Below are 21,447 nucleotides of genomic sequence, written 5' to 3' on the forward strand. Positions count from 1 at the left end.
AACATCTCCCTTTTTCATATCATGACAACAGTTTAACATATATTATTCTGAAAACGGAGGACAGGCATGGAAGGAAAACCCGTCCGGGATTTGATAAAATGGAGGCAAGAATGGGGTGGAAACATGAACGTATTGGAAGTGGAAAGGATTACCGGCGGGTATACGCGCAAGCCGGTACTTCACGATCTGTCATTTGAAGTGGGCCCGGGCGAACTGGTCGGGCTGATCGGACTGAACGGAGCCGGGAAAAGCACGACGATCAAGCATATCATCGGGCTCATGGAGCCGTCGGAAGGCGAGATCCGGATCGGCGGGACGGCTTTCCGTGATGATCCGGAGAAATACAGGAGCTCGTTTTCTTATATCCCCGAGACGCCGGTGCTCTATGACGAGCTGACGCTCCGTGAGCACCTGGAGCTGACGGCGATGGCTTACGGCATACCGAAAGATGTGTTCGAGGCGAGGTCAGCTGCGCTTCTGCGCGAATTCAGGATGGAAAAGCGGCTCCGGTGGTTCCCGTCGCATTTCTCGAAGGGCATGAGACAGAAGGTAATGATCATGTGCGCGTTCCTCGTGAACCCGTCGCTCTATATCATCGATGAGCCGTTTGTCGGGCTCGACCCGCTCGGCATCCGCTCCTTGCTTGAGCAGATGAGCGAGAAAAAGGCGGACGGGGCGTCCGTTCTCATGTCGACGCATATTCTCGCAACTGCCGAGAAGTACTGCGACCGGATCCTGCTGCTGCATGAAGGCCGGCTGCGCGCGGCAGGAACGATGGACCAGCTGCGTGAGCAGTTCGGCATGCCGGGTGCGACGCTCGACGACTTGTATATCGAGATGGCAGGGGAGCCGGACGATGGGCAGCCTGCGTGATGTGTGGCGCAGCCGCTTCATCCATTACACGGAGGAGCTGCAGCGCTACACGAAGTTCATCTTTACCGGTCATCTCGCCATCGTCCTTGTGTTTTTGATCGGAGCGGGGGGATATGCGTATAGCGACTGGCTGAAAACGATACCGGCAGACTTTCCGGCCGCTCCGCTGGCAGGGGTCATTCTGGCCGCGATCCTCGCCTACGCGCCGCCCGCCACACTGCTCAAAGAAGCGGACGCCGTCTTTTTCCTGCCGATGGAGGAAAAGCTCGGCGGCTATATGCAGAGTGCGCTTAAATGGACGTCCGTTTCGGGGATCCTGCTGCCGGTGCTTGCGTTCGTCGTCTCGGTTCCTTTGCTGAACGCGGTTTACGGACTCAAAGGGTTCGGCATGCTCGCTCTCGTGATCGGCATTGTGGCACTCCATGTCTGGAATGTGCGCACAGAATTCGCCCACCGCTGGGGGGAGCAGGGAGAGGGGGCGTGGGGCGACCGCGCCATCCGCTTTGTCCTGACGGCAATCCCGCTTGTTGCCGCCATGTACGGCAAATGGTGGCTCGGCGCGGCACTGCTGATTCCGATCGTCGTGTACGGCGTGCTGAAGCAGCGGACGAGCGAAGGCAAGCCGTTCCCGTTCCTCCACTTTATCGAGCTGGAGCGAGGACGGATGAGCCGCTTCTACCGGTTTGCCAACCAGTTCACCGATGTCCCGCATCTTCGCGGGGCGGTCCACCGGAGAGCGTGGCTCGACTGGGCGTACGGAAACGCCGCATTTGAATCCGAAGCCGCCCCGCGCTACCTCGCGATGCGGACCTTTATCCGGTCGGACGATCTGTTCCTGCTGTGGGTGCGCCTGACCGCCATCTCGATGATCGGCGCGCTCTTTATCCCGATGCCGGCGGTCGCCGCCGTCTTCAGCGGCGCGCTCGCCTTTGCGACGGCCTACCAGCTGCGTGACGCCCTTGCCAGCCAGCATGAGTTCAGGATGGACCGGCTTTATCCGGTGACGGATGCGGTGCGTGCCTCGGCAGTCCGCCGCACGGTCCGAAGCGTGCAGGTGGTACAGGCTGTGTTTGTTCTGGCGGCGGCGTGGTTCCAGTACGGCATGGGAGCCGGGATGCTGGTGCTTGCGGTTGCTGTCCTGGTCGTGTCTGAAGTCACGCTCCGGTTATCGGGGAAGAAATGACAGATGTAAAAGGCTTCGCGTCCATGGGGGACGCGGAGCCTTTTTGGGGGTGGACTTAGGTGAGTGCTCCGAAAGCGGGGTTGAGTGCTTTGAAATTGCGGATGAGTACATCGAAACAGTAGGCGGGTGCATCGAATGGAGATGCACCCGCCTATCGGTATTGCCGTTCAGTTCCGCAGTTTTTCCATATTCGCAAATCCGATGTCCGTGTCGACATGACCCGTGATGGTCGACTTATCCATGTCTTCACCGCTAAGCCAGTTGCCGAAATCGAATTCAACCGGCCCCGTGTCTCCGCAGAGCGCAAACCAGGCTGTGAGTTTCTCCGGGAAGTAGGCGGAAGTGTGGATGGTGCCGGCCCAGCTTTTGTAATTGTCGGCGAAGACGCCTTTGTCGGTATCGTTCAGGAGCCGCCAAGCCTGTTCGGCATCCGTTAGGGCCTCCGGCCGCTCTTTCATGGCGTCCATCCGCTCGATGGAATCTTTCAGGTAGCGGCGGTTTTCCTCGGTCTGCTGTTCAAAGTGGTTTGTGCAGTAGGCGGAATCGCGGGCGATGACGCCTCGCGGTCCCGCTTCAACCAGGGCGCGGTTGCCGGTTTTGTCGAGCAGGTTGTAGCTGAATGATCCGCGGTGGGGGAGGTCACGGAGAAAACGCACGGCTTCCTCCACATCCGCGCAGGTTTCCAGGATCAGGCGGCCGACCATCCAGCAGACAAATCCGTCGCCGGGCCGTTTCCGGTTCGTGAAGTTGTAGCCCATCGAAAGGCCCTTCCCGTTCATACCGTCCATCCGGCCGGTGATCCGCTGGGCAGGGCCGATGATGGCATAACCCCCGTCATCGGGCTGGAAGACGGTATAAAGCCCCTCGTAGGTGTTCGGATGGAAGTCGTAGTTCCGCACCATGAAATCGGCTCCTGTAAGTACGGAGCATCCCGCGCGGACAGGTTCCGTCCGGTAACCGCCGAAATCCCGGAGTATCTCTTCCATCGGCAGATTAAGCGCGTCCCGCATGCCGTTCAGTTCATCCCATAATTGCGGTGCATACCTGGTGAAGATGGATTTCGCTTCCCGGACATCAATCCGGAAACGGGGCTTCATCGTCCGCCATTTGGTCCTGCGGTTATGGAGCGTCAGGGAATCGCGCAGCCGCTCACCCTGAAGAAAGCCGAAGTCATAATGCGAGCCGCGGAACTGGATCACGTCGGCGTAGATTTCTCTCATCTGATTCATCCTTTACAACAGTCGTCTTTTTCATCTTGAGGCACCTTGGTGCCGTCGGTCAAGAAGGGCAGGGGGAGACGAAGCATACGGTTCAGTGCATTTCCTTCCCCCCTGACAAGTAGTTCACCGAATAAAAAAGATACGAGAAAAAATCTCGTATCTTGATAATACTGGTAGATCATACAACCTATTGTACATACGACCTGTTCATTAATACGATCCGCCAACCATCAGGATCTTCTATTGTAACGCCAAGCTCCTTCCAATATTCATTTTCGGGTTCAACTTCCGGAAACCCCATTTTCTTTAGTCGCTCTGATACTTTATCGATTTCATTTTTGTTCGTTATATAAAACACTAAAAGATTGTCTTTCGTCGGAGCGGGACAAGGGCTCCCATTAATATGACGAGTAAATTCCAAATGGTAGTCAACATCGGGCAAACCAAAAAGCACTCCCTCATACCCGCGGTGACCTTTGAATTGTTGAATTTGTTTAAGTCCTAACCCATTCCCATAGAAATCTATGACCTCTTCAAATTTATCTGTCGGTCTGGCTATTCTAATTTGGGCTGCCGTAAAATGCTTGAATTCCAACTCTGAAACAACTCCATCTTTGATAAACTTTAACGATTTGACTTAAAGTTCTGCCTCGTATACCCGCACTTCATGGAGCCGGTAACAAATATCCGCCAGTTCTTCTTTTCGCTCGATCGGTGCTTCGAAGTTCAAGCTGCGAATGCCAAAAATATCACCGCAGTCCTGGAGATTGAGGAATTTCTTGAGTGTCGGATCGCCAAGACTGCCTTTCAGGTAAGCATTCAGGTAGGCTTCCTTGAAGACGAAACCTTGCTTGAGGTACCACCGGGTAGCCTCAAGATCATCTTGTGTCCAGACTTCCACCCGGTGTACATGATTTTCCTTCAACCGTTTTTTCGCCGCATGCCACATGGCTGTTGCCAGACCCTGTCCTCTATAATCTGGCAGCACCCCCATGTGCCAGATGACACCGCCCCGATCACCTTTGAAGTAGCACACGTCTCCCTGTTTTTCTTCATACTCACAGTCCAGAAAACCGACCACCCCGTTATGATCGACTGCTACAATTTGAATGACGGGGTTGTCGTACTTTTCACGATCCCTTTGTACATCATCGAAGTAACTGCTGTCCATGAAGGAAAGTACCCGACAACGTAGCCAGGATGCTTGATCCTCTTCACGATAATCCCTGATTTTCATGTAAGACCTCCTCAATTTGTTGGAGGTTACGTTACTGTACGACCTCCACGTACCATGAATGAAGAAACAATATCCACACTTTTCATGGTTATCACCCCTTTCGATTTTGTGAAAACACCCGAATACCTTGAGAAGGATTCGGGTGTGCATCTTGGTTATTCTCCCTGATACCCCGTCGCGGCAGAACCGAGGATTTTTGCGGCCAGTAGCATCGCGCGCTCATCAAAGTCGAAGCGCGGGTGGTGGTGGGGGTACGGTTCTTCCGGAGCGGCCCCGGTGAAGAAGAATGTCCCGGGAACGTTTTCGAGGTAGTAGGCGAAGTCCTCGCCGCCCATCTGAGGCGCGCCCTCGACGGCCTCCGCGTCTTCCAGGCCTTCGATCGTTTTCACGAGGAAGTCCGTCTCTGCCGCGTGGTTGACCACTGCCGGATAGCCGCGGACGTAGAGGCAGTTGATCTGGCTGTCTGTGGAGAGAGCAGTCCCTTCGACAACGCGGGCGATCTCTTTCTCCATCAGATCACGGATCTCCGGCTTGAATGTCCGGACGGTCCCTTTGAGTACGGCGGAATCGGCGATGACATTGAACGCATTTTCCGCAACGAATGAACCGACAGACAGCACTGCAGATTCGATCGGATCCACACGGCGGGAGACGAGCTGCTGGAGGTTCTGGACCAGCTGGGAGCCGATCACGATGGCATCCTTTGTCTGGTGCGGGTTCGCGCCGTGCCCGCCGCGGCCCTGTATCTTGATCTCGAACCGGTCGGCCGCCGCCATGATCGGGCCGGTACGGTACTCCACCGTACCGTAAGGTGTCTGCGCCCAGAGGTGTGTGCCGAAGATGGCATCGACGCCGTCCAGGCAGCCGTCCTCGATCATCGAGATGGCGCCGCCCGGAGCGTATTCCTCCGCGTGCTGGTGGATCATCACATACTCGCCGGCCAGCTCATCACGGAGTTCGTGCAGCGCTTTTGCAAGCAATAGGAGAGTCGCCGTATGGCCGTCGTGTCCGCATGCATGCATAACCCCGTCAACAGTCGACTTGTACGCGACGTCTTTCTGGTCCTGGATCGGGAGGGCATCAAAATCGGCGCGCAGGGCGACCGTCTTGCCGGGCTTTGTTCCCCTGATGCGCGCAACGACACCGTTGCCGCCGACATTCGCGCGGAACTCCACGCCAAGCTCCGTATAGAAGTCCTGGATATATTGGGCGGTTTTATATTCTTTGAACGAAAGCTCCGGGTGCATATGCAGGTAGCGGCGGATCTGGATCATATCCGCTTGGGAAGCTTCCAGTTTGGAGTAAAGGCGATCCTGCAAGCTTTCGGTGCTCACTGTCTGTTCGGTCATTGCAATCCCTCCGGTAGGCGAAATAGTTTGAATGTTTATTATAGACCGCCTTTAGTGGAAGGGCAATAGCATGGGAAGTAGAAGTGCCGTGTCCGGGAATCGCGTGCGAAACAGAGGAGTTTGCGTGCGAAAATTTCATGCTCAATTAGTTCGCGTACGAATCAAGGGAATTTGCGTGCGAAAACACCCGCCCCCAATTCCCCCTAAACAAAAAAACAGCGCCAGGGCGCTGTTTTAGCAACCGGATCAGATCGTTTCGTCTTCCGGCTTTTCGGTTTCGTATTCGGTGATGTAAGAAGCGGCACTGAAAATGTGCTGCACTTTCTCGGCCGGCGGCGTCTGTTCTTTTCGGTCATGCGCACTTTTGAACGACTGTGAGCCTTTCCATAGCTCATAATGGTCCTTGGATTCCCATGCGGTCAAGACGCGGTAGGTGTCGTCCTTGATCGGACGGAGAAGACGGAATGTGAGGAAGCCCGGCTGGCCGTCAACCATATTCGCGCGGTTCTGGAAGCGGTGTTCGAAGATCGGACGCCCCTCGTCGGTCACCGGAATGTTATTCACAACATAGTAACCGTGCTTGGCGAGCGGTCCGCTTGAGCCGATCACTTCATACCGCTTCGGGGTCTGGAAGACAGTCTTGCCTTCCGTTTCGTGCAGAAGAATCGAATTCCCCGCACCATGGAGGAGCACCATGTTTTCCCTGCTGTGTTTTTCCTTGATTTTCTCCATGAATTCCGGCGTGCCGGATGTCGTGTAAAAGTTCATTTGACCAACCTCCCGTATGTGCCTGTTCTTGCCTTAATTTTCCCATAGGCGGGCCGCTTCAAACAAGTGTGACCAATCGATGACAAGATCTATGTCCAAACCATGTCGGATAAGGTGAAAATCTATGACAATTGTCCGTCTAAACTATACAATAAATAATGGACAGCCTATAGTTAAAACGGAATGATTACGAATGAAAGTAGGAATCATCACATGACCAAGTTTAACGACACGCTGCTTCGCGCAGCTCGCGGGGAGAAAACGGAACATACGCCGGTTTGGTATATGCGCCAGGCCGGTCGTTCCCAGCCGGAGTACCGGAAGCTGAAGGAAAAGTATTCGCTGGAGGAAATCACCCACCAGCCGGAGCTTTGCGCCTATGTGACGAAGCTTCCGGTCGACCATTACAACGTCGATGGGGCGATTCTCTACAAAGACATCGTTACGCCGCTTGTTGGCATCGGGGTGGATGTGAAGATCAAGGCCGGTGTCGGCCCGGTGATCTCCAACCCGATCCGTTCGCGCGCGGACATCGACCGTCTTGGCGAGTTCCACGCGGAAGAACAGGTGCCGTATGTGCTTGAGACCATCAAAATTCTGACACAGGAACAGCTTAATGTGCCGCTGATCGGTTTTGCGGGCGCGCCGTTCACGCTTGCCAGTTACATGATCGAAGGCGGCCCGTCGCGCAGCTACAACCTGACGAAATCATTCATGGTGTCGGAGCCGGAAGCTTGGCAGGCGCTCATGGACAAGCTCGGGGACATGACCATCGCTTATCTGAAGGCGCAAATCGCCGCGGGCGCGAAAATCGTCCAGGTCTTCGATTCGTGGGTCGGCGCCCTTCACGTCGCCGACTACCGGACGTTCATCAAGCCGACGATGACGCGCATCGTCTCCGAAGTGAAAAAGACCGGCGTGCCGGTGATCACGTTCGGTGTCGGGGCAAGCCACCTCGTCAACGAATGGCATGACCTTCCGGTTGACGTCGTCGGTCTTGACTGGCGCATGCAGATCCGCGAAGCGGAAGAGCGCGGCGTGACAAAGCCGGTCCAGGGCAACCTGGATCCGACGCTTCTCATTGCGGATTGGAATGTCCTCGAAAAACGGGCAAAGGACATTATCGAGCAGGGAGTCGAACACGGCGCGCACATCTTCAACCTCGGCCACGGCGTTTTCCCGGACGTCCAGCCGGCAACACTGAAAAAGCTGACAGAGCTTGTACACACGTACTCGGCACAGCTGAGAAAGTAATCCCAACTCCTTAATCGGAAGGTGAAATGAATGGCGAAAAAGACGATGGGCCTGCTTGTCATGGCCTACGGAACCCCATATAAAGAAGAAGACATTGAGCCGTACTACACGCATATCCGCCGCGGCCGTCCACCTGAGCCGGAGCAGCTCCAGGACCTGAAGGACCGATATGAGGCGATCGGCGGAATCTCCCCGCTCGCCAAGACGACCGACGAACAGGCGGAAGCGCTCGGCAAGCGCCTCAATGAAGTGCAGGATGACATCGAATTCAAGGTGTACGTCGGCCTGAAGCATATCCACCCGTTCATCGAGGATGCGGTGGAGAAGATGCATCGGGACGGCATCACCGAAGCGGTCACGATCGTCCTCGCACCGCATTACTCGACGTTCTCCGTCGAGTCGTACAACAAGCGCGCAAAGGAAAAGGCGTCCGAACTCGGCAACATGGAAATCCGCTCCGTCAAGGACTTCTACCGCCAGCCGAAGTTCATCCAGTACTGGGAAGAGAAAATCCGAGGAGCCTACGACTCGATGACGGACGACGAACGCGAAAATGCGTGCCTCGTTGTTTCCGCGCACTCGCTCCCTGAGAAGATCAAGGAGTACGGCGACCCGTATCCGGACCAGCTGGACGAAACGGCCAAGCTCGTCGCGGAAGCGGCAGATGTGAAAACCTACGCAGTCGGCTGGCAGTCCGAAGGCAATACGCCTGATCCATGGCTTGGCCCGGACGTTCAGGACCTGACACGCGACCTTCATAAGGAACACGGCTACAAGGCATTCGTCTATACGCCGCTCGGATTTGTCGCGGAGCACCTGGAAGTGCTTTACGACAACGATTACGAGTGCAAAGTGGTCTGCGATGAAGTCGGCGCTTCCTACTACCGCCCGGAAATGCCGAAAACGCACCCGCTGTTCATTGATGCGATGGCGGATGCCGTGATGGACGTACTGAAATAAGAAATAATTGGATCGGGAACGGCTACGTGCCGTTCCCGATTTTGTTTTGGAAGGGGTGCTGGGCGGTCCGGTGCAGAAATTCGCGGAGCAGGTCCGGGGGCTTCATCTCCGGTTTCACAGTGCGTCGGGCAAGAATGGAGTCGGTGATGGGCCTGCTGTGGGATACTTTACAGCTGTTTGATCGGAAGTTGGATAGATACGAAAGGAGAGAAGAGGCGATTCCAGCACCTCTTCTCTCCTTTTTTCGATTTAAGAAATGTACTTGTGTGAACGGCTCATTCCCTAAGAAGTTGAAGAATACCTTATTCATATCGAATTCCCTCTGATAGCTTTTCGACGGACGACCAATCAGTGATAATCAGTTGATGCCGGGTTTTCTGCAGGATTCCTTTTTCCTGAAACTTTTGGATGACCCGATTTAAGTGTCTGGGTGTGGTTCCTATAAGCGAAGCGATTTGTTCCATGTTATGGGTTACGAGCTGTTTCGCAAACAGATGATCTGTTTTTACTGTGCACAAATAACTCGCGAATCGTGTTTCTGCAGAAGCCAGCAAATTGACGCGTGAGGCGGTGGTGCATGTTTGCAGTTTGTATGCCAGCTCTTTTAAGAGTAGCTGTAAAAACTCAGGCTTAAGGGACAGGGACTGTTTATAACAATTGATTGGGATAAAGAGAAAAGTACATGGCTCCTCCGCATGTACTTCCGATTGAATAGGCACATTCTGAAAACACTCGATATCTCCAAGAATCGAAAAAGGAGAACAGAAGCGGAGCAAAAGTGATTTTCCTGTGATTTCAGTGGTGGCCACCCGGCATCTCCCATTTACAAGTAAGTACAATCCATCAATTTGATGGCCCTCGCTTAAAATGACCTCTCCGGCATCATATGTTTTTAATTGAATGGATTCAATATGAGGGAGAAGCATCTGCAGTTCATGATTTTCAATGTAAGTTTGGATTTTTGTAAGGTTCATCAATCTTTCACCTTTCGGACAGACGTCCTTTTTAGTAAAGCAAAGGTTAGATAAGATATAAGTGAGGTGACTAATCATGCAATTTGTATTCGATCTTGATGGAACCATTTGTTTTAAAGGCCAACCTTTGACCAAAGAAATTTGTGCTGCATTGGATGAGTGCCTGGCCATAGGGCATGAAATCATCTTTGCATCTGCCAGACCCATACGTGACTTATTGCCGGTATTACCTGAAAAATATCATCAGTTAAGAATGGTCGGAGGAAACGGGGCTTTTCGAAATGCATATGGCTCAATCGAAGTAAATAGTTTTGACAAGGATATTTGCAAACAACTATTCAATATGATTGATGCTCACCGGCTACCGTATTTGATTGACAGCAACTGGGACTATAGCTATACCGGAGAGCCAACCCATCCAATCTATCAAAACATCGATCCGTTGAAAAGCGCAAAAAATGTGCCGATTGATTCACTTGAAAGTGTGGTTAAAGTGGTTCTTTTTACAAATGATTCCGAGATACAGAAAAGCTTAGAAGCCCTTCCTCTCACTCTGCATCTGCACCAGAATGAAGGAATCCTTGATTTGAGCCCTGAAGGCATTGATAAATGGGCAGGGCTACAGGAGCTAGGAGTCACAAAAAATGAGTTCATTGCCTTTGGTAATGACTCAAATGACATTTGCATGTTTGAAGTTGCCAAAGAAAGTATCTGCATTGGTAATCATCCCGTTGCCAAAGAACATGCGACCTATCAAATCACAGAAGATGAAGTGGCAAAAATGATTTTGCGCATGAGTGAAAAGTACAATACTCAAGAGATTGGAGTTAAATAGTCTGTATTCCCGGCTTGATAGCGTTGGGATAATGTCTGTTTCTCCAGTATGATAGTCTTAACAACCCGATCCGGACCCGGATCGAATGGAGGAGATTGTTGATGATTACGGATGTGGATCTGAAGCATTTGCGGCGCTGCGTGGAATTGGCGGAAACAGCGCTGAATAAAGGGGACGAGCCATTCGGCTCGGTCCTTGTCTCCGCGGACGGGGAAGTGCTTGCCGAAGACCATAACCACGTGGCGGGGGGCGATCATACCCAGCACCCGGAGTTCGCACTGGCGCGCTGGGCGGCCCAAAATCTGACACCCGAAGAAAGAAGCAGGGCGACCGTCTACACATCCGGCGAACACTGCCCGATGTGCGCCGCGGCACATGGCTGGGTCGGATTGGGCCGGATCGTCTATGCCTCGTCATCGGAACAGCTGGCCGAATGGCTTGAAGAACTGGGTGTCGTCCCTTCACGCGTCCGGAATCTTTCCATTCAGGAAGTAATCCGGGATACCCTGGTGGACGGACCGGTTCATGAACTCGCGGAACAGGTCAGGGAGCTTCATCGCCGGTTACACAGTGCGTCGGGCAAGTAAGCAGAGAACTGGGGATATCATATATTCAGTAATAGGAGGCGGGAAAGAATGGAGTCGGTGATGGGATTGCTGTTGGGTACCCTGCAGTTGTTTTATCCGCTGATTGTGATGTCTGCAATTGCCTTTGTCCTTGGGCTGATCTTGCGCTCGTGGTTATGGGTGCTGGCAAGCGCGGTCCTGATTTATCCGGATTCCTGGTACATTGGCGGCACCCCGGCCTTCCCATGGGCAATTTATGTCCCGCTCATTCCCGTGTTCGTGGCAATATGGCTATTCCTTTCGAAAAAACGGAACAGGCGGGCTGCTGCTTGAGCACAATAGGAATTGAACCCGGCCAGCAGCTTAGGCCCAAAATCTGATACAGTGATAAGGGCCATGCAGCAATAGTAATGCATGTTATTTTTCCGACAACACGCCATTAACTTTCCTTTTTGATATAATAGAACCATATTATTCTATATCGGAGGAGGGAACTGTTGGAAACGAACAAAGTGTTTTCAATAAATACTGCGGAAGTTCTATTGCTGGTTTCTACTTTTTTCTTGTTTCTCTATATCTACGATCACCACACGTACTTTGGTTTGTTTGAAGATATATATAGACTGGTGCTTCCAACTGTCCTGCTTTATTTCATGCCCTTGACTACTTTTTACTTATTTTTGCACTCTTATATTCGTCGCTACAATGCATTCAAACATGCAGAGGGTTCTAATGAAAGTCATTTTACCAGTGAAAGCGATTAATGGATAGCGTTCGCCGTCCATTTTTTATTTGCTTGCAAGGGCGTGAAAAGGTCTATTTCTAATCGGAATAGATCCAGGCACCCCAAAGTAAACGCTGTTCCGGACATGACCGGGACGGCGTTTTTCCATTTTAAAACTTGAGACCCTTTTCAGAGCGAAGGCATGGTCCTGGTTCCGCCGGCTGTTGTAATCATCCTGAAACTGTTAATGGATTTTGTCCAATTATCAGACCAAGCGATTCTGTTGACTAAAAATACCCCCACCAGTATATTGAACTTACTTTATCTGGTCAGACTTCCGGCGTCATCAGTTCCACGCGCCACAAAAGAAGGTTTGGACATCACGGCTGAAATCCCGGCAGAAAGGGATGTTTCCCTTCTATAGGGACAGCCCCTGTTGCTTTTTGGTTTCTTCATGCGGGAAGGTGAATAAAATTGAACAATCGGCAAATCGGGATCAAAGAAAATTTAGTTAACTTTATCCTTTTGGTGGTTACCAACTTTTTTGTCGGTTCCATGGTTGGTTTGGAACGTGCTTTGCTTCCTCTCATCGGCAAAGACTTCGGATTGGCATCAGCTAGTGCAGCATTATCTTTTATCATCAGTTTTGGTTTTTCAAAAGCGATCGTGAACTATTTCGCCGGCACTCTTGCTGATTGGCTGGGAAGAAAAAAAGTTCTCCTATTAGGTTGGGGGATCGGGCTGCTGGTCCCTCTACTGATCATCTTTGCAAATTCATGGTGGGTGATCATTATCGCGAATATTTTCCTCGGGATCAACCAGGGCCTGACCTGGTCCATGACAGTCAACATGAAAATTGATATTGCCAAATCGACACAAAGAGGAATTGCCGTCGGCTTGAACGAGTTTGCGGGATATTCAGGGGTAGCTGTCATGGCGGCTGTGTCCGGGTTCATGGCCTCCACTTATTCCAATCGTCCGGAGCCATTCTATCTCGGACTCGGGATTGTGGTGATCGGTATGATCTTGTCATTGCTTGTTAAAGATTCAGCGACGGAGACTGAACAGCCTGAACAAGGTAGAGTTCACAAGATGACCGCAAGAGAAATTTTCTTGAAAACAACGTTTACCAACAAAAATATGTCAAGCGTTACTTTTGCGGGGTTCAGCACGAACTTTAAAGATGGCATGGCGTGGGGATTGCTTCCCATTTATTTTACCGGGGTCGGCTTGACGTTGTCAGAAGTCGGAGTTCTTGTTGCCATCTATCCTTCTGCGTGGGGATTGTTCCAGCTTTTCACCGGCGCACTAAGTGATAGAATCGGTCGCAAGCGATTAATCGTTGCAGGAATGGGGCTTCAGGCTTTTTCATTATGGATGATCATAGCTGCAGATCAATTTAGTCTGTGGCTGCTATCGGCGATTCTTCTCGGTTTAGGAACGGCAATGGTTTATCCTACATTACAGGCAGCAATCAGTGACGTGGCCCAACCGGAATGGAGAGCTTCCTCAATGGGAGTTTATCGCTTCTGGAGAGACAGCGGATACGCATTCGGAGCATTATTTGCCGGGCTTTTGACGGATATTCTGAATGTCGAATGGGCCATTGGATTAGTGGCTTTACTGCCTTTGGGTGCAGCCGTTGCAGCAGCCTTCAGGTTACGCGAGACATTGCCCGCTCTTGGTAAAGGAAACAATTGAACGCACGAAAAACGAAAAACCATTGCCGTTCATAAAAGGGAAGGCAATGGTTTTTCGTGAACAGCAGAAGGTGGGGAAGGGGGGCTCCGGCTGACCGGCGCCCCGTTTTTTTTGACGGAGTTACTCGCGGCAGGGAATCGTGAATTGAAAGGCATGGGAATGGCCGTCTGTTTCAAGAAACAGTTTCCCTCCATGCCGGCAGACAATTTCATCGGATATGGCAAGCCCAAGGCCAAGACCACCCGTTTCCCGTTTGCGTGAGCGTTCGACTCTGTGGAACCGGGTGAACAGTTCTGTTCGGTCTTCTTCGGGAATCGGTAGTCCCGGACCGGCTACGGTGATACGATAAGCCGATTCCATGCGTTCACCGGTAATCCGGACGGGCCCTTCCCCACTGTAATAGCGGATTGCATTCTCTATGAGATTCGCCAAAACCTGGGTAATCCCGGCACCATCAACAACGAGATTCATCGGCTCTGCATGGACCTCACATTGGATGCCCCGGTCCTGAAGAGTCCATTTAAACATGTTTGCGGCTTGCGAAACGAGATCATGGGCGTTCACTTGATCTTTGGCTAAAAAGTGCTGATGCCTGGCGTCGTCCCATTCTTTTAGACGCTCCAATTGTTCAACCAGATCAATCAGCCGTTCGGATTCATTGTGAAGGGAAGTATATAAATCCGGGGAACCTTCAATGACTCCGTTTTTCAAGGCATTCAGATAACCGTTAATATTACTGATGGGGGTCCGGATTTCATGAGAAAGATCCGAAACCAGCTTTTTCTGTTGGCGTCTGTTGTAGCTAAGTTGATCCACCAAATCATTAAAATGCAGGATGAGTTCCTGCATGTCCCCGTTTGTCCTGACAGCAACCGGGCGGGGATCCGCTCCGCTTTTCAGTTCTTTGGTTGCACGGATCAATTCACGGATAGGCTTTGTAAGTGCGCGGTTCGACTTTAAATGAAGCAGGCCACCGGTAAGGATGGCAATCACACTGAAAATCCACAAATCCTGTCTGAGTGCCACCCGGAAGGCCGCGGCATATTCTGCGCTCTGGTTGTTCTCAACAAGTATGCAGGCGGTACTGTAGACCGCCCAGCTGCTTATCGCAATCACAATCGTAGTGATCGCGATATTTAATAGAGTTATTTTCCAGAGGAAAGATTTTGGGAACTGCTTCTGCAGCTTATTGCGCAACAAATTTATACCCCATTCCCCGGACCGTGATGATTCGTACGGGTTTAGGCGGATTGATCTCAATTTTCTCACGCAGTTTCTTAATATGCGCATCAACCGTCCGGTCCAGCACAATCTGCTCAGAGGATGGATAGAGCTGTTCGATCAGTGCGTCGCGGCTGAAGACGATATTCGGATGTTTCATCAGGTGATGAAGGAGGATGAACTCGTGCTTGGTTAAGTGGACGGGCTGTTCATTCAGTGTGACTTCTCCTTTGAGGGGTTTAAGACAAAGTCGGTCGTAGCACAGTTTACGGCAGAAACGGCCGGTCCTTCTCAGTACCGCTTCTACATGGGCGACCAATTCTTCGGGGTCGAAAGGCTTCGTCAAATAATCATCGGCGCCCATATGAAGACCGCTGATTTTGTCTTCCGTCTTCGATTTGGCAGACAACATGATGATCGCGACTTCATCCCCAAAACGGGCTTTTACCCAGCGACAGAATTCCTCACCGCTGACCTTGGGCATCATCAGATCAAGAATGATCAGACAAGGCTGAACCTCAGCGAATAACGACTTTGCTTCTTCACCATCTGCCGCTTCAATCACATCATAGCCGTCTTTCTTTAAATAGAGACTGATCAGTTCGCGCATCATCTGATCGTCTTCCACAACCATCAATCGTTGCTTCATGTATTTCACCCCCGTCCTTATTTTACAGGGAGATATGGCTTATTTCATTCGGAGAAGTTCACGGCGCATCATATCGTAGTTCATGGCTCCCATTGCAACAAACTGAATCCGCCCGTCCGAATCAATCATGTAGCTGGTTGGATAGGCTACCACATTGAATTGCTCAGAAAGAGCGCCCTTTGAATCCATCAGAATCGGAAAGCTTAAGCCGAGTTCTTCTGCAAATTCTCCTGCGTCATCAGGTGATTTCTCGGTATGGGTCAGGTTGACAGCAAGAACCTTTCCTTCTCCGTCTTCATGGATTTTCTGCATGTCCGGCATTTCCGCCCGGCAAGGCGGGCACCAGGTTGCCCAGAAATTGATGAAGACCCGTTCTCCCCGGTAGTCAGACAATCTGACCGTTTCGCCGTCCAATGTCTGGAGTTCGAAGTCAGGTGCGATCTGCCCCCGAGTAATTCCGATCGTGTCTTCCGGAACGGTTTCTGCTGCGGGTTCGGTTTCTGCACCGCTTTCCTTTTCGGTATTTGAATAAACGACAGGAGTGCGTTTCTCAGTTTGCTCTGTTTCCGAGGTGCTCAAAAAATGATAGGTCGCCCATCCGATCATGCCAATAATGACCAGGCTAATGACTGTCTGTTTCATTGGAGAATCCATCCTTTCATCCCAATTTGGAGAACCAAGTATCATCGATCAGCTCAAGCAGGTAGGCTGCAATCTTCGGCATTTGACCAAAGAACAAAAGCAGGCCCATGATGATCATGATCGCGCCCCCGGCTTTAATGATCCATCCGGATTTCCGGACCAGCCACTTCGTCGATCCGATAAAGAAGGTCAGTAAGAGAAAAGGGATGGAAAATCCGAGAACATACAGCGCGGTATAAACCATGCCTTGTGCGGGCTGTGCGGCCGATAACAGCAGGATAGAGGCGAAGATCGGCCCGATGCACGGTGTCCATCCTGCGGCAAAACCGATGCCGACAACAAACGTGCCGGCGTAGCTGGTTCCCGATTTTGAAATCTGTAATCTTCTTTCTCTCATGAATCCGGGAATCTGGAGCCATCCGCCAACGAGAAAACCCATGAAAACGATGAGGATACCGGCAATCTGCTGGATGAACATCCCGGTATTCCCGGTAAGCAGACCCAGCCCCCATTGTCCGATGAAAGTTGAACCGGCACCGAGACTCATGAAGATGACGGCAATACCTAAAAGAAAAACAATGGAATGGCTTAGCAGCTTTCGCCGGATCGGAGCCGTAGGCTGGTCTTGAAGTTCCATCGTGCTGATCCCGGTAATGTACGATAAATACGCGGGGAAGAGCGGGAGTACACAAGGCGAAAGAAAAGAAATGGCGCCGGCTCCAAGTGCGAGGATCATCGCAAGAAGAATGGAGGTGTCGGCAGTAATCATGTCCATAATGTTCCCTCTTTCCAAAGTAATTTGATCGCGCTGGCGGCCATGACAGTAAACATCAGGAAAATCCAGGGTGAGATGAGAAATCCGAACATCGTCAGAACAGGCTGAATCAACAGGGTAGAGAGCCCTCCGGCTGCCCAGAGCAGCAACGACATCACCATCAGCCGGTCAGGTGGGAGGGCCTTCCGAACACTGAACAGGGAAAGCCCTCCATAAAGAAAGAGGTTGATCAGGTTTGCGGGATGGCTGCCAATGACGAACTCCGTAAACTCGAAAAGAAAAGAAGACAGGAACCATAAGCGAAGCAGAAAAAGAAGAATTCCCGGGTCGGACCGGTCCCGCCAGATCCTGAAAACCAAGATGATTCCCGTCAGCAACGAGGCCGTATAGAAAGCGGCGGAATCCGCCGGCCTGGAAAGAACAGCGACAGGTTCGCGAATCAGATGATGCACGTTCAACGCAAGTTTGCTGGCCCATAGAAAGATAAGGAAGTCCGCAATAATCGAAATGGCATGGGACAACTGCCCCTTCTTATCTGATAGCAGAGCAACCAACCATGCCCCAGCTCCCAGACTGCTGACCAGTATTCCGATGGTGGTCATTTGAGCGGTCATGGGGGTGTCATCCCTCCTTCCTTATTCGTGTGACTTCACATTACCTTTGAAATATGAAAGTTTGATGAAAGCCATTCGCCGACTGCACAAGAAAATGCCGTTCCGGACACGTCCGGAACGGCATTTTTCCATTTCAGAATCCGAGAACCTTTCTAAGTGTGGGGGCATGTGCCTGGCTGACCGGGATTTCCGATCCGTCCGAGGTCGTGATGAGGAGTCCTGAGGTAAAGTCGTCTTTGCGGATGCGGCTGATGAAGTCCGTGTTGATCAGATAAGAGCGGTGCACCCGGAGGAAGGAGCCAGGCAGTTCCGCTTCCAGTTGCTTGAGTGTCCGGGTGGAAGCGAATTCTTCCCCGTCCGCGTAGAACCAGGTTTTTTTGTCGGCACTTTCAATGTGGGTGATGCGGCTGACGGAGACCGGGACCCAGTCATCGTCATTGCGGCCGGTCAGGTAGCGGATCGGGGCCGCCTTTTTCCGTTCTTCGGGAAGAAGGACGATGACGGCACCGGGAAGCGATCCGATCTCGACCGGATAGCCAATCCCATAATAGGAAGTGTTCTGATCCGGGAAGGACAGCCGGTCTTCCGCTCGCCGGCCTGTCTCGATCACCTGATGGGCGATATCCCCTGGGGTGACGGGTTGGCCGGGGGCGAGCGGAATGTTCAACCCCCGCTGGTCGAGGTGAATGTACTGCCCGTCTGCCGCCACGGCAAATACCGCTTTTTCCGGAATCCACTCAAAAGCAAACTGCGCCAACTGTTCTAACACACCGTTTTTCATCTGATCTCCTCCATTCATCGGCGAACCGCCCATGTTCATCAAAGAATTTCCCCTTTTAGTCCGAAAACCCAGACAAGAAAGACAATTCTGTTATATAGTAAGTTACAACAACAGCAGCTGTTATGAAACAGTCAAAAAGAACTATTTTATAACAGTGTTAATAAAACCCTCTGAAAGGTGTGTTTCGGATGACGACAAAACAAGCGGAAATCGAACAGATTGAAATGGGATGGCAGGATGAGCGCTGGAACGGAATCACACGGCCGTACACGGCGGAAGATGTGTATCGCCTCCGCGGCTCCGTCCAGATTGAACATACACTCGCAAAGCGCGGAGCGGACCGTCTATGGAAGTCCCTGCAGGATGAACCGTTCATCAACGCACTGGGCGCCCTCACCGGGAACCAGGCGATGCAGCAGGTCAAGGCGGGGCTGCAGGCCATCTACCTGAGCGGCTGGCAGGTCGCGGCGGATGCGAACATCGCAGGCCAGATGTACCCGGACCAGAGCCTGTACCCGGCAAACAGCGTCCCGCATGTGGTGAAGCGCATCAACCAGGCGCTCCAGCGCGCCGACCAGATCGACCGCGCGGAAGGCCGGGAAGGGTTCGACTGGTTTGCCCCGATCGTGGCGGATGCGGAAGCCGGATTCGGCGGCCCGCTGAATGTCTTCGAGCTGATGAAGGGCATGATCGAGGCCGGTGCTGCAGGCGTCCACTTCGAGGACCAGCTTGCATCCGAGAAGAAATGCGGCCACCTCGGCGGCAAGGTTCTTCTGCCGACTCAGAATGCGATCAAGAACCTGATCTCCGCACGGCTCGCGGCTGACGTCATGGGCGTTCCGACAATCATCATCGCCCGCACCGACGCGGATGCGGCGGATCTGATCACAAGTGACATCGACCCGGCGGACCACGAGTTCATCACGGGAGAACGCACGCCTGAAGGCTTCTACCGCACCCGTGCCGGCATCGACCAGGCGATCGCACGAGGCCTTGCTTACGCGCCTTATGCCGACCTGATCTGGTGCGAAACTTCCAAACCGTCGCTTGAGGAAGCCAAAAAGTTCGCTGATGCAATCCACGAGAAGTTCCCGGGCAAGATGCTCGCGTACAACTGCTCGCCTTCCTTCAACTGGGAAGCGAACCTCGACAAGGAAACAATCGCCGAGTACCAGCGTGAAATCGCGAAGATGGGGTACAAGTTCCAGTTCGTCACGCTTGCCGGTTTCCACTCGCTGAACCACAGCATGTTCGAACTGGCGCATGCCTACAGGGACGAAGGCATGGCGGCCTACTCCCGTCTCCAGCAGGCCGAGTTCGCCAGCGAGGAAAAAGGCTACACGGCAACACGCCACCAGCGCGAAGTCGGCACCGGCTACTTCGACGAAGTCGCGCAAGTGATCTCCGGCGGTCAGTCATCCACGACCGCGATGGCGGGATCCACGGAAACTGCGCAGTTCGTATAAGGAAAGGAGCGGTTGCACATGACGACGAACGAAACGGCAAGGGAACGGCAGGTAAAGGTGACGGGCGGCCGGACGCCATCCTCGGATACCATCCTGACGGAAGATGCCCTGCAATTCATCGGCGAATTGCATGAGCAGTTCAACAGCCGGCGGCTTGAGCTGCTGGAAAAGCGGATGGAGCGGCAGGCAAAGTTTGATGCGGGGGAGCAGCCGGACTTCCTTCCGGAAACGGAACAGATCAGGGAGGGCGATTGGGAAGTCGCCCCGATTCCTGAAGACCTGAAGGACCGCAGGGTGGAAATCACCGGGCCGGTCGACCGGAAGATGGTCATCAACGCGCTCAACTCCGGAGCGAAAACGTTCATGGCGTGCTTTGAGGACGCGACCTCCCCGACATGGGAGAACATGATCGAAGGGCAAAAGAATATGCATGATGCTGTGCGGCGGACGATTTCTTACATCCGTCCGTCCGACGGCAAGGAATATCGATTAAACGACGAGACGGCGGTCCTGATTGTCCGTCCGCGCGGCTGGCATCTGGAAGAGCGCCACGTGACGGTCGGAGGGGAGCCGGTGTCCGGCAGCCTGTTCGACTTCGGGCTGTTCTTCTACCACAATGCGAAAGAGCAGATCGCCCGCGGGACGGGGCCGTATTTCTACCTGCCGAAGGTGGAAAGCCATCTGGAAGCGCGCCTCTGGAATGACGTCTTCACTTATGCGCAGGAGCGGCTCGGCATCCCTCATGGCACCATCCGGGCAACTGTCCTGATCGAGACGATTCTTGCCGCGTTCGAGATGGATGAGATCCTCTACGAACTTCGCGACCATGCGGCAGGGCTCAACTGCGGACGGTGGGACTATATCTTCAGCTTCCTGAAACGGTTCCGGAACCAGGATGATGTCCTGTTACCCGACCGCGGGCAGGTGACGATGACCGCGCCGTTCATGAGATCCTACACGCAGCTCTGTATCAAGACGTGCCACAAGCGAGGTGCGATGGCTATTGGCGGAATGGCGGCCCAGATTCCGGTCAAGGGGGATGAAGAAGCCAATGCTGACGCGTTCCGCAAGGTGGCAGAAGACAAGCGGCGCGAGGCGACCGACGGCCATGACGGCACCTGGGTCGCGCATCCGGGTCTCGTCCCGGTCGCAATGAAGGAGTTCGACGCCCTCATCGGAGACGGGCAGAACCAGATCAACCGTAAGCGTGAAGACGTCCAAGTGACCGGCCGGGATCTGCTCCAGGTGCCGGAAGGGACCATCACGGAAGGCGGCATCCGGACGAACATCCATGTCGGCATCCGCTACATTGCGGCCTGGTTGTGCGGCAGCGGGGCGGTCCCGATCAACAATCTGATGGAGGATGCCGCAACGGCGGAAATTTCCCGCTCGCAAATCTGGCAATGGATCCGTCACCCGGAAGCACGCCTCGATGACGGCAGGGAAATCACGGAAAGCCTGTTCGAGCAGTTGCTGCAAGAGGAACTGTGGAAAATCCGCAAATCCGAAGGGGCGGAGAAGTTTACCGAAGGCCGATTTCAGGAAGCTGCCGACCTGTTCAAAGAGCTCACGGAAAACGACGACTTTGAAGAATTCCTGACCGTGCCGGGCTACGGCCGGCTGGCATAACCCCAAACCCATAAGGAGGAGATCAA

General features: G+C 52.9%; 23 protein-coding genes. 11 read left to right on the plus strand and 12 right to left on the minus strand.

Translation table 11 applies throughout. The annotated features are described in order from the left end of the window. Positions 1-123: 123 nt before the first annotated feature. Both BLT01_RS09860 and BLT01_RS09865 read left to right on the plus strand, forming a co-directional pair. A complete protein-coding gene (locus tag BLT01_RS09860; protein WP_092097583.1) occupies positions 124-873 on the plus strand; it encodes an ABC transporter ATP-binding protein in 750 nt (249 codons plus the stop codon). Beyond that, positions 857-2,056, plus strand: a complete 1,200-nt coding sequence (locus tag BLT01_RS09865) for an ABC transporter permease (RefSeq protein ID WP_092097516.1) — start codon at positions 857-859, stop codon at positions 2,054-2,056. Before BLT01_RS09860 ends, BLT01_RS09865 begins: the two co-directional genes overlap by 17 nt. 167 nt (positions 2,057-2,223) lie before the next feature. Here BLT01_RS09865 and BLT01_RS09870 read toward each other — a convergent pair whose 3' ends face one another. The 5 genes from BLT01_RS09870 to BLT01_RS09890 form a co-directional block, all read right to left on the minus strand. Beyond that, the gene (locus BLT01_RS09870; RefSeq protein WP_092097517.1) at positions 2,224-3,276 is read right to left on the minus strand and encodes a C45 family autoproteolytic acyltransferase/hydolase; all 1,053 of its coding nucleotides are present in this window, start codon (positions 3,274-3,276) and stop codon (positions 2,224-2,226) included. 187 nt (positions 3,277-3,463) lie between these two features. Further along, complete coding sequence (locus BLT01_RS09875; RefSeq protein WP_092097518.1) at positions 3,464-3,871, minus strand: VOC family protein; 408 nt, start codon at positions 3,869-3,871, stop codon at positions 3,464-3,466. A gap of 42 nt (positions 3,872-3,913) precedes the next feature. Continuing rightward, positions 3,914-4,513 (minus strand): GNAT family N-acetyltransferase, encoded by a 600-nt coding sequence (locus tag BLT01_RS09880; protein ID WP_176765111.1) that lies wholly within the window; start codon positions 4,511-4,513, stop codon positions 3,914-3,916. A 155-nt stretch (positions 4,514-4,668) separates the two neighbouring features. Continuing rightward, the gene (locus BLT01_RS09885) at positions 4,669-5,862 is read right to left on the minus strand and encodes an amidohydrolase (RefSeq protein ID WP_092097520.1); all 1,194 of its coding nucleotides are present in this window, start codon (positions 5,860-5,862) and stop codon (positions 4,669-4,671) included. 246 nt (positions 5,863-6,108) lie between these two features. Beyond that, a complete protein-coding gene (locus BLT01_RS09890; RefSeq protein ID WP_092097521.1) occupies positions 6,109-6,630 on the minus strand; it encodes an antibiotic biosynthesis monooxygenase family protein in 522 nt (173 codons plus the stop codon). Between the two features lie 213 nt (positions 6,631-6,843). Between BLT01_RS09890 and hemE the strand changes: the two genes are divergently transcribed. Together hemE and hemH are read left to right on the plus strand one after the other, a co-directional pair. Further along, positions 6,844-7,884: a uroporphyrinogen decarboxylase gene (gene hemE, locus BLT01_RS09895; protein ID WP_092097522.1), complete on the plus strand. Its 1,041-nt coding sequence runs from the start codon at positions 6,844-6,846 to the stop codon at positions 7,882-7,884. A 30-nt stretch (positions 7,885-7,914) separates the two neighbouring features. Continuing rightward, positions 7,915-8,844: a ferrochelatase gene (gene hemH, locus BLT01_RS09900; RefSeq protein ID WP_092097523.1), complete on the plus strand. Its 930-nt coding sequence runs from the start codon at positions 7,915-7,917 to the stop codon at positions 8,842-8,844. A gap of 302 nt (positions 8,845-9,146) precedes the next feature. On the opposite strand, the gene BLT01_RS09910 is transcribed toward hemH, so the two are convergent. Beyond that, on the minus strand, positions 9,147-9,818 hold the full coding sequence (locus BLT01_RS09910) for a Crp/Fnr family transcriptional regulator (protein ID WP_092097525.1): 672 nt from the start codon (positions 9,816-9,818) through the stop codon (positions 9,147-9,149). A gap of 76 nt (positions 9,819-9,894) precedes the next feature. Between BLT01_RS09910 and BLT01_RS09915 the strand changes: the two genes are divergently transcribed. The 5 genes from BLT01_RS09915 to BLT01_RS09935 all read left to right on the plus strand — a co-directional run bounded on the left by BLT01_RS09915 (position 9,895) and on the right by BLT01_RS09935 (position 13,644). Then, positions 9,895-10,653, plus strand: a complete 759-nt coding sequence (locus tag BLT01_RS09915; protein ID WP_092097526.1) for an HAD-IIB family hydrolase — start codon at positions 9,895-9,897, stop codon at positions 10,651-10,653. A 101-nt stretch (positions 10,654-10,754) separates the two neighbouring features. Next, the gene (locus tag BLT01_RS09920; RefSeq protein WP_092097527.1) at positions 10,755-11,240 is read left to right on the plus strand and encodes a nucleoside deaminase; all 486 of its coding nucleotides are present in this window, start codon (positions 10,755-10,757) and stop codon (positions 11,238-11,240) included. A gap of 48 nt (positions 11,241-11,288) precedes the next feature. Beyond that, the gene (locus BLT01_RS09925; RefSeq protein WP_092097528.1) at positions 11,289-11,552 is read left to right on the plus strand and encodes a hypothetical protein; all 264 of its coding nucleotides are present in this window, start codon (positions 11,289-11,291) and stop codon (positions 11,550-11,552) included. Positions 11,553-11,716: 164 nt separating this feature from the next. After that, a complete protein-coding gene (locus BLT01_RS09930; RefSeq protein WP_092097529.1) occupies positions 11,717-11,983 on the plus strand; it encodes a hypothetical protein in 267 nt (88 codons plus the stop codon). Positions 11,984-12,417: 434 nt separating this feature from the next. Further along, positions 12,418-13,644, plus strand: coding sequence for an MFS transporter (locus BLT01_RS09935; protein ID WP_092097530.1), 1,227 nt, complete (start codon positions 12,418-12,420; stop codon positions 13,642-13,644). Between the two features lie 120 nt (positions 13,645-13,764). Here BLT01_RS09935 and BLT01_RS15510 read toward each other — a convergent pair whose 3' ends face one another. The 6 genes from BLT01_RS15510 to BLT01_RS09965 all read right to left on the minus strand — a co-directional run bounded on the left by BLT01_RS15510 (position 13,765) and on the right by BLT01_RS09965 (position 18,326). Continuing rightward, positions 13,765-14,934: a sensor histidine kinase gene (locus tag BLT01_RS15510; protein WP_092097531.1), complete on the minus strand. Its 1,170-nt coding sequence runs from the start codon at positions 14,932-14,934 to the stop codon at positions 13,765-13,767. Then, complete coding sequence (locus BLT01_RS09945) at positions 14,831-15,514, minus strand: response regulator transcription factor (protein WP_092097532.1); 684 nt, start codon at positions 15,512-15,514, stop codon at positions 14,831-14,833. The genes BLT01_RS15510 and BLT01_RS09945 overlap by 104 nt, the downstream gene beginning before the upstream one ends. A gap of 39 nt (positions 15,515-15,553) precedes the next feature. Then, the gene (locus BLT01_RS09950; RefSeq protein ID WP_092097533.1) at positions 15,554-16,156 is read right to left on the minus strand and encodes a TlpA family protein disulfide reductase; all 603 of its coding nucleotides are present in this window, start codon (positions 16,154-16,156) and stop codon (positions 15,554-15,556) included. Between the two features lie 16 nt (positions 16,157-16,172). Continuing rightward, positions 16,173-16,931: a cytochrome c biogenesis CcdA family protein gene (locus BLT01_RS09955; RefSeq protein WP_092097534.1), complete on the minus strand. Its 759-nt coding sequence runs from the start codon at positions 16,929-16,931 to the stop codon at positions 16,173-16,175. Continuing rightward, positions 16,922-17,545, minus strand: coding sequence for a hypothetical protein (locus tag BLT01_RS09960; RefSeq protein ID WP_143020589.1), 624 nt, complete (start codon positions 17,543-17,545; stop codon positions 16,922-16,924). Before BLT01_RS09960 ends, BLT01_RS09955 begins: the two co-directional genes overlap by 10 nt. 133 nt (positions 17,546-17,678) lie before the next feature. Beyond that, positions 17,679-18,326, minus strand: a complete 648-nt coding sequence (locus BLT01_RS09965; protein WP_176765113.1) for a LytR/AlgR family response regulator transcription factor — start codon at positions 18,324-18,326, stop codon at positions 17,679-17,681. Positions 18,327-18,514: 188 nt separating this feature from the next. On the opposite strand from BLT01_RS09965, the gene aceA reads away from it, so the two are divergent. Together aceA and aceB are read left to right on the plus strand one after the other, a co-directional pair. After that, the gene (gene aceA / locus BLT01_RS09970) at positions 18,515-19,792 is read left to right on the plus strand and encodes an isocitrate lyase (protein ID WP_092097537.1); all 1,278 of its coding nucleotides are present in this window, start codon (positions 18,515-18,517) and stop codon (positions 19,790-19,792) included. 18 nt (positions 19,793-19,810) lie between these two features. Then, entirely contained in the window at positions 19,811-21,421 is a 1,611-nt protein-coding gene (aceB, locus tag BLT01_RS09975) for a malate synthase A (protein WP_092097538.1), read from the plus strand. The last annotated feature ends 26 nt before the right edge of the window (positions 21,422-21,447 follow it).

The sequence above is a fragment of the Bhargavaea beijingensis genome, from assembly GCF_900101985.1.
Classification (GTDB): Bacteria; Bacillota; Bacilli; order Bacillales_A; family Planococcaceae; genus Bhargavaea; species Bhargavaea beijingensis.

Excerpts from the sequence above, each read along its gene's own strand:
- BLT01_RS09955 (WP_092097534.1), bottom strand. The coding sequence starts at position 16,931 with ATGGACATGATTACTGCCGACACCTCCATTCTTCTTGCGATGATCCTC.
- BLT01_RS09945 (WP_092097532.1), bottom strand. The coding sequence starts at position 15,514 with ATGAAGCAACGATTGATGGTTGTGGAAGACGATCAGATGATGCGCGAA.
- hemE (WP_092097522.1), top strand. The coding sequence starts at position 6,844 with ATGACCAAGTTTAACGACACGCTGCTTCGCGCAGCTCGCGGGGAGAAA.
- BLT01_RS09925 (WP_092097528.1), top strand. The coding sequence starts at position 11,289 with ATGGAGTCGGTGATGGGATTGCTGTTGGGTACCCTGCAGTTGTTTTAT.
- BLT01_RS09870 (WP_092097517.1), bottom strand. The coding sequence starts at position 3,276 with ATGAGAGAAATCTACGCCGACGTGATCCAGTTCCGCGGCTCGCATTAT.
- BLT01_RS09950 (WP_092097533.1), bottom strand. The coding sequence starts at position 16,156 with ATGAAACAGACAGTCATTAGCCTGGTCATTATTGGCATGATCGGATGG.
- BLT01_RS15510 (WP_092097531.1), bottom strand. The coding sequence starts at position 14,934 with ATGCGCATATTAAGAAACTGCGTGAGAAAATTGAGATCAATCCGCCTA.
- aceB (WP_092097538.1), top strand. The coding sequence starts at position 19,811 with ATGACGACGAACGAAACGGCAAGGGAACGGCAGGTAAAGGTGACGGGC.
- BLT01_RS09880 (WP_176765111.1), bottom strand. The coding sequence starts at position 4,513 with ATGAAAATCAGGGATTATCGTGAAGAGGATCAAGCATCCTGGCTACGT.
- aceA (WP_092097537.1), top strand. The coding sequence starts at position 18,515 with ATGACGACAAAACAAGCGGAAATCGAACAGATTGAAATGGGATGGCAG.
- BLT01_RS09965 (WP_176765113.1), bottom strand. The coding sequence starts at position 18,326 with ATGAAAAACGGTGTGTTAGAACAGTTGGCGCAGTTTGCTTTTGAGTGG.
- BLT01_RS09860 (WP_092097583.1), top strand. The coding sequence starts at position 124 with ATGAACGTATTGGAAGTGGAAAGGATTACCGGCGGGTATACGCGCAAG.
- BLT01_RS09960 (WP_143020589.1), bottom strand. The coding sequence starts at position 17,545 with ATGACCGCTCAAATGACCACCATCGGAATACTGGTCAGCAGTCTGGGA.
- BLT01_RS09865 (WP_092097516.1), top strand. The coding sequence starts at position 857 with ATGGGCAGCCTGCGTGATGTGTGGCGCAGCCGCTTCATCCATTACACG.
- BLT01_RS09890 (WP_092097521.1), bottom strand. The coding sequence starts at position 6,630 with ATGAACTTTTACACGACATCCGGCACGCCGGAATTCATGGAGAAAATC.
- hemH (WP_092097523.1), top strand. The coding sequence starts at position 7,915 with ATGGCGAAAAAGACGATGGGCCTGCTTGTCATGGCCTACGGAACCCCA.
- BLT01_RS09920 (WP_092097527.1), top strand. The coding sequence starts at position 10,755 with ATGATTACGGATGTGGATCTGAAGCATTTGCGGCGCTGCGTGGAATTG.
- BLT01_RS09915 (WP_092097526.1), top strand. The coding sequence starts at position 9,895 with ATGCAATTTGTATTCGATCTTGATGGAACCATTTGTTTTAAAGGCCAA.
- BLT01_RS09910 (WP_092097525.1), bottom strand. The coding sequence starts at position 9,818 with ATGAACCTTACAAAAATCCAAACTTACATTGAAAATCATGAACTGCAG.
- BLT01_RS09885 (WP_092097520.1), bottom strand. The coding sequence starts at position 5,862 with ATGACCGAACAGACAGTGAGCACCGAAAGCTTGCAGGATCGCCTTTAC.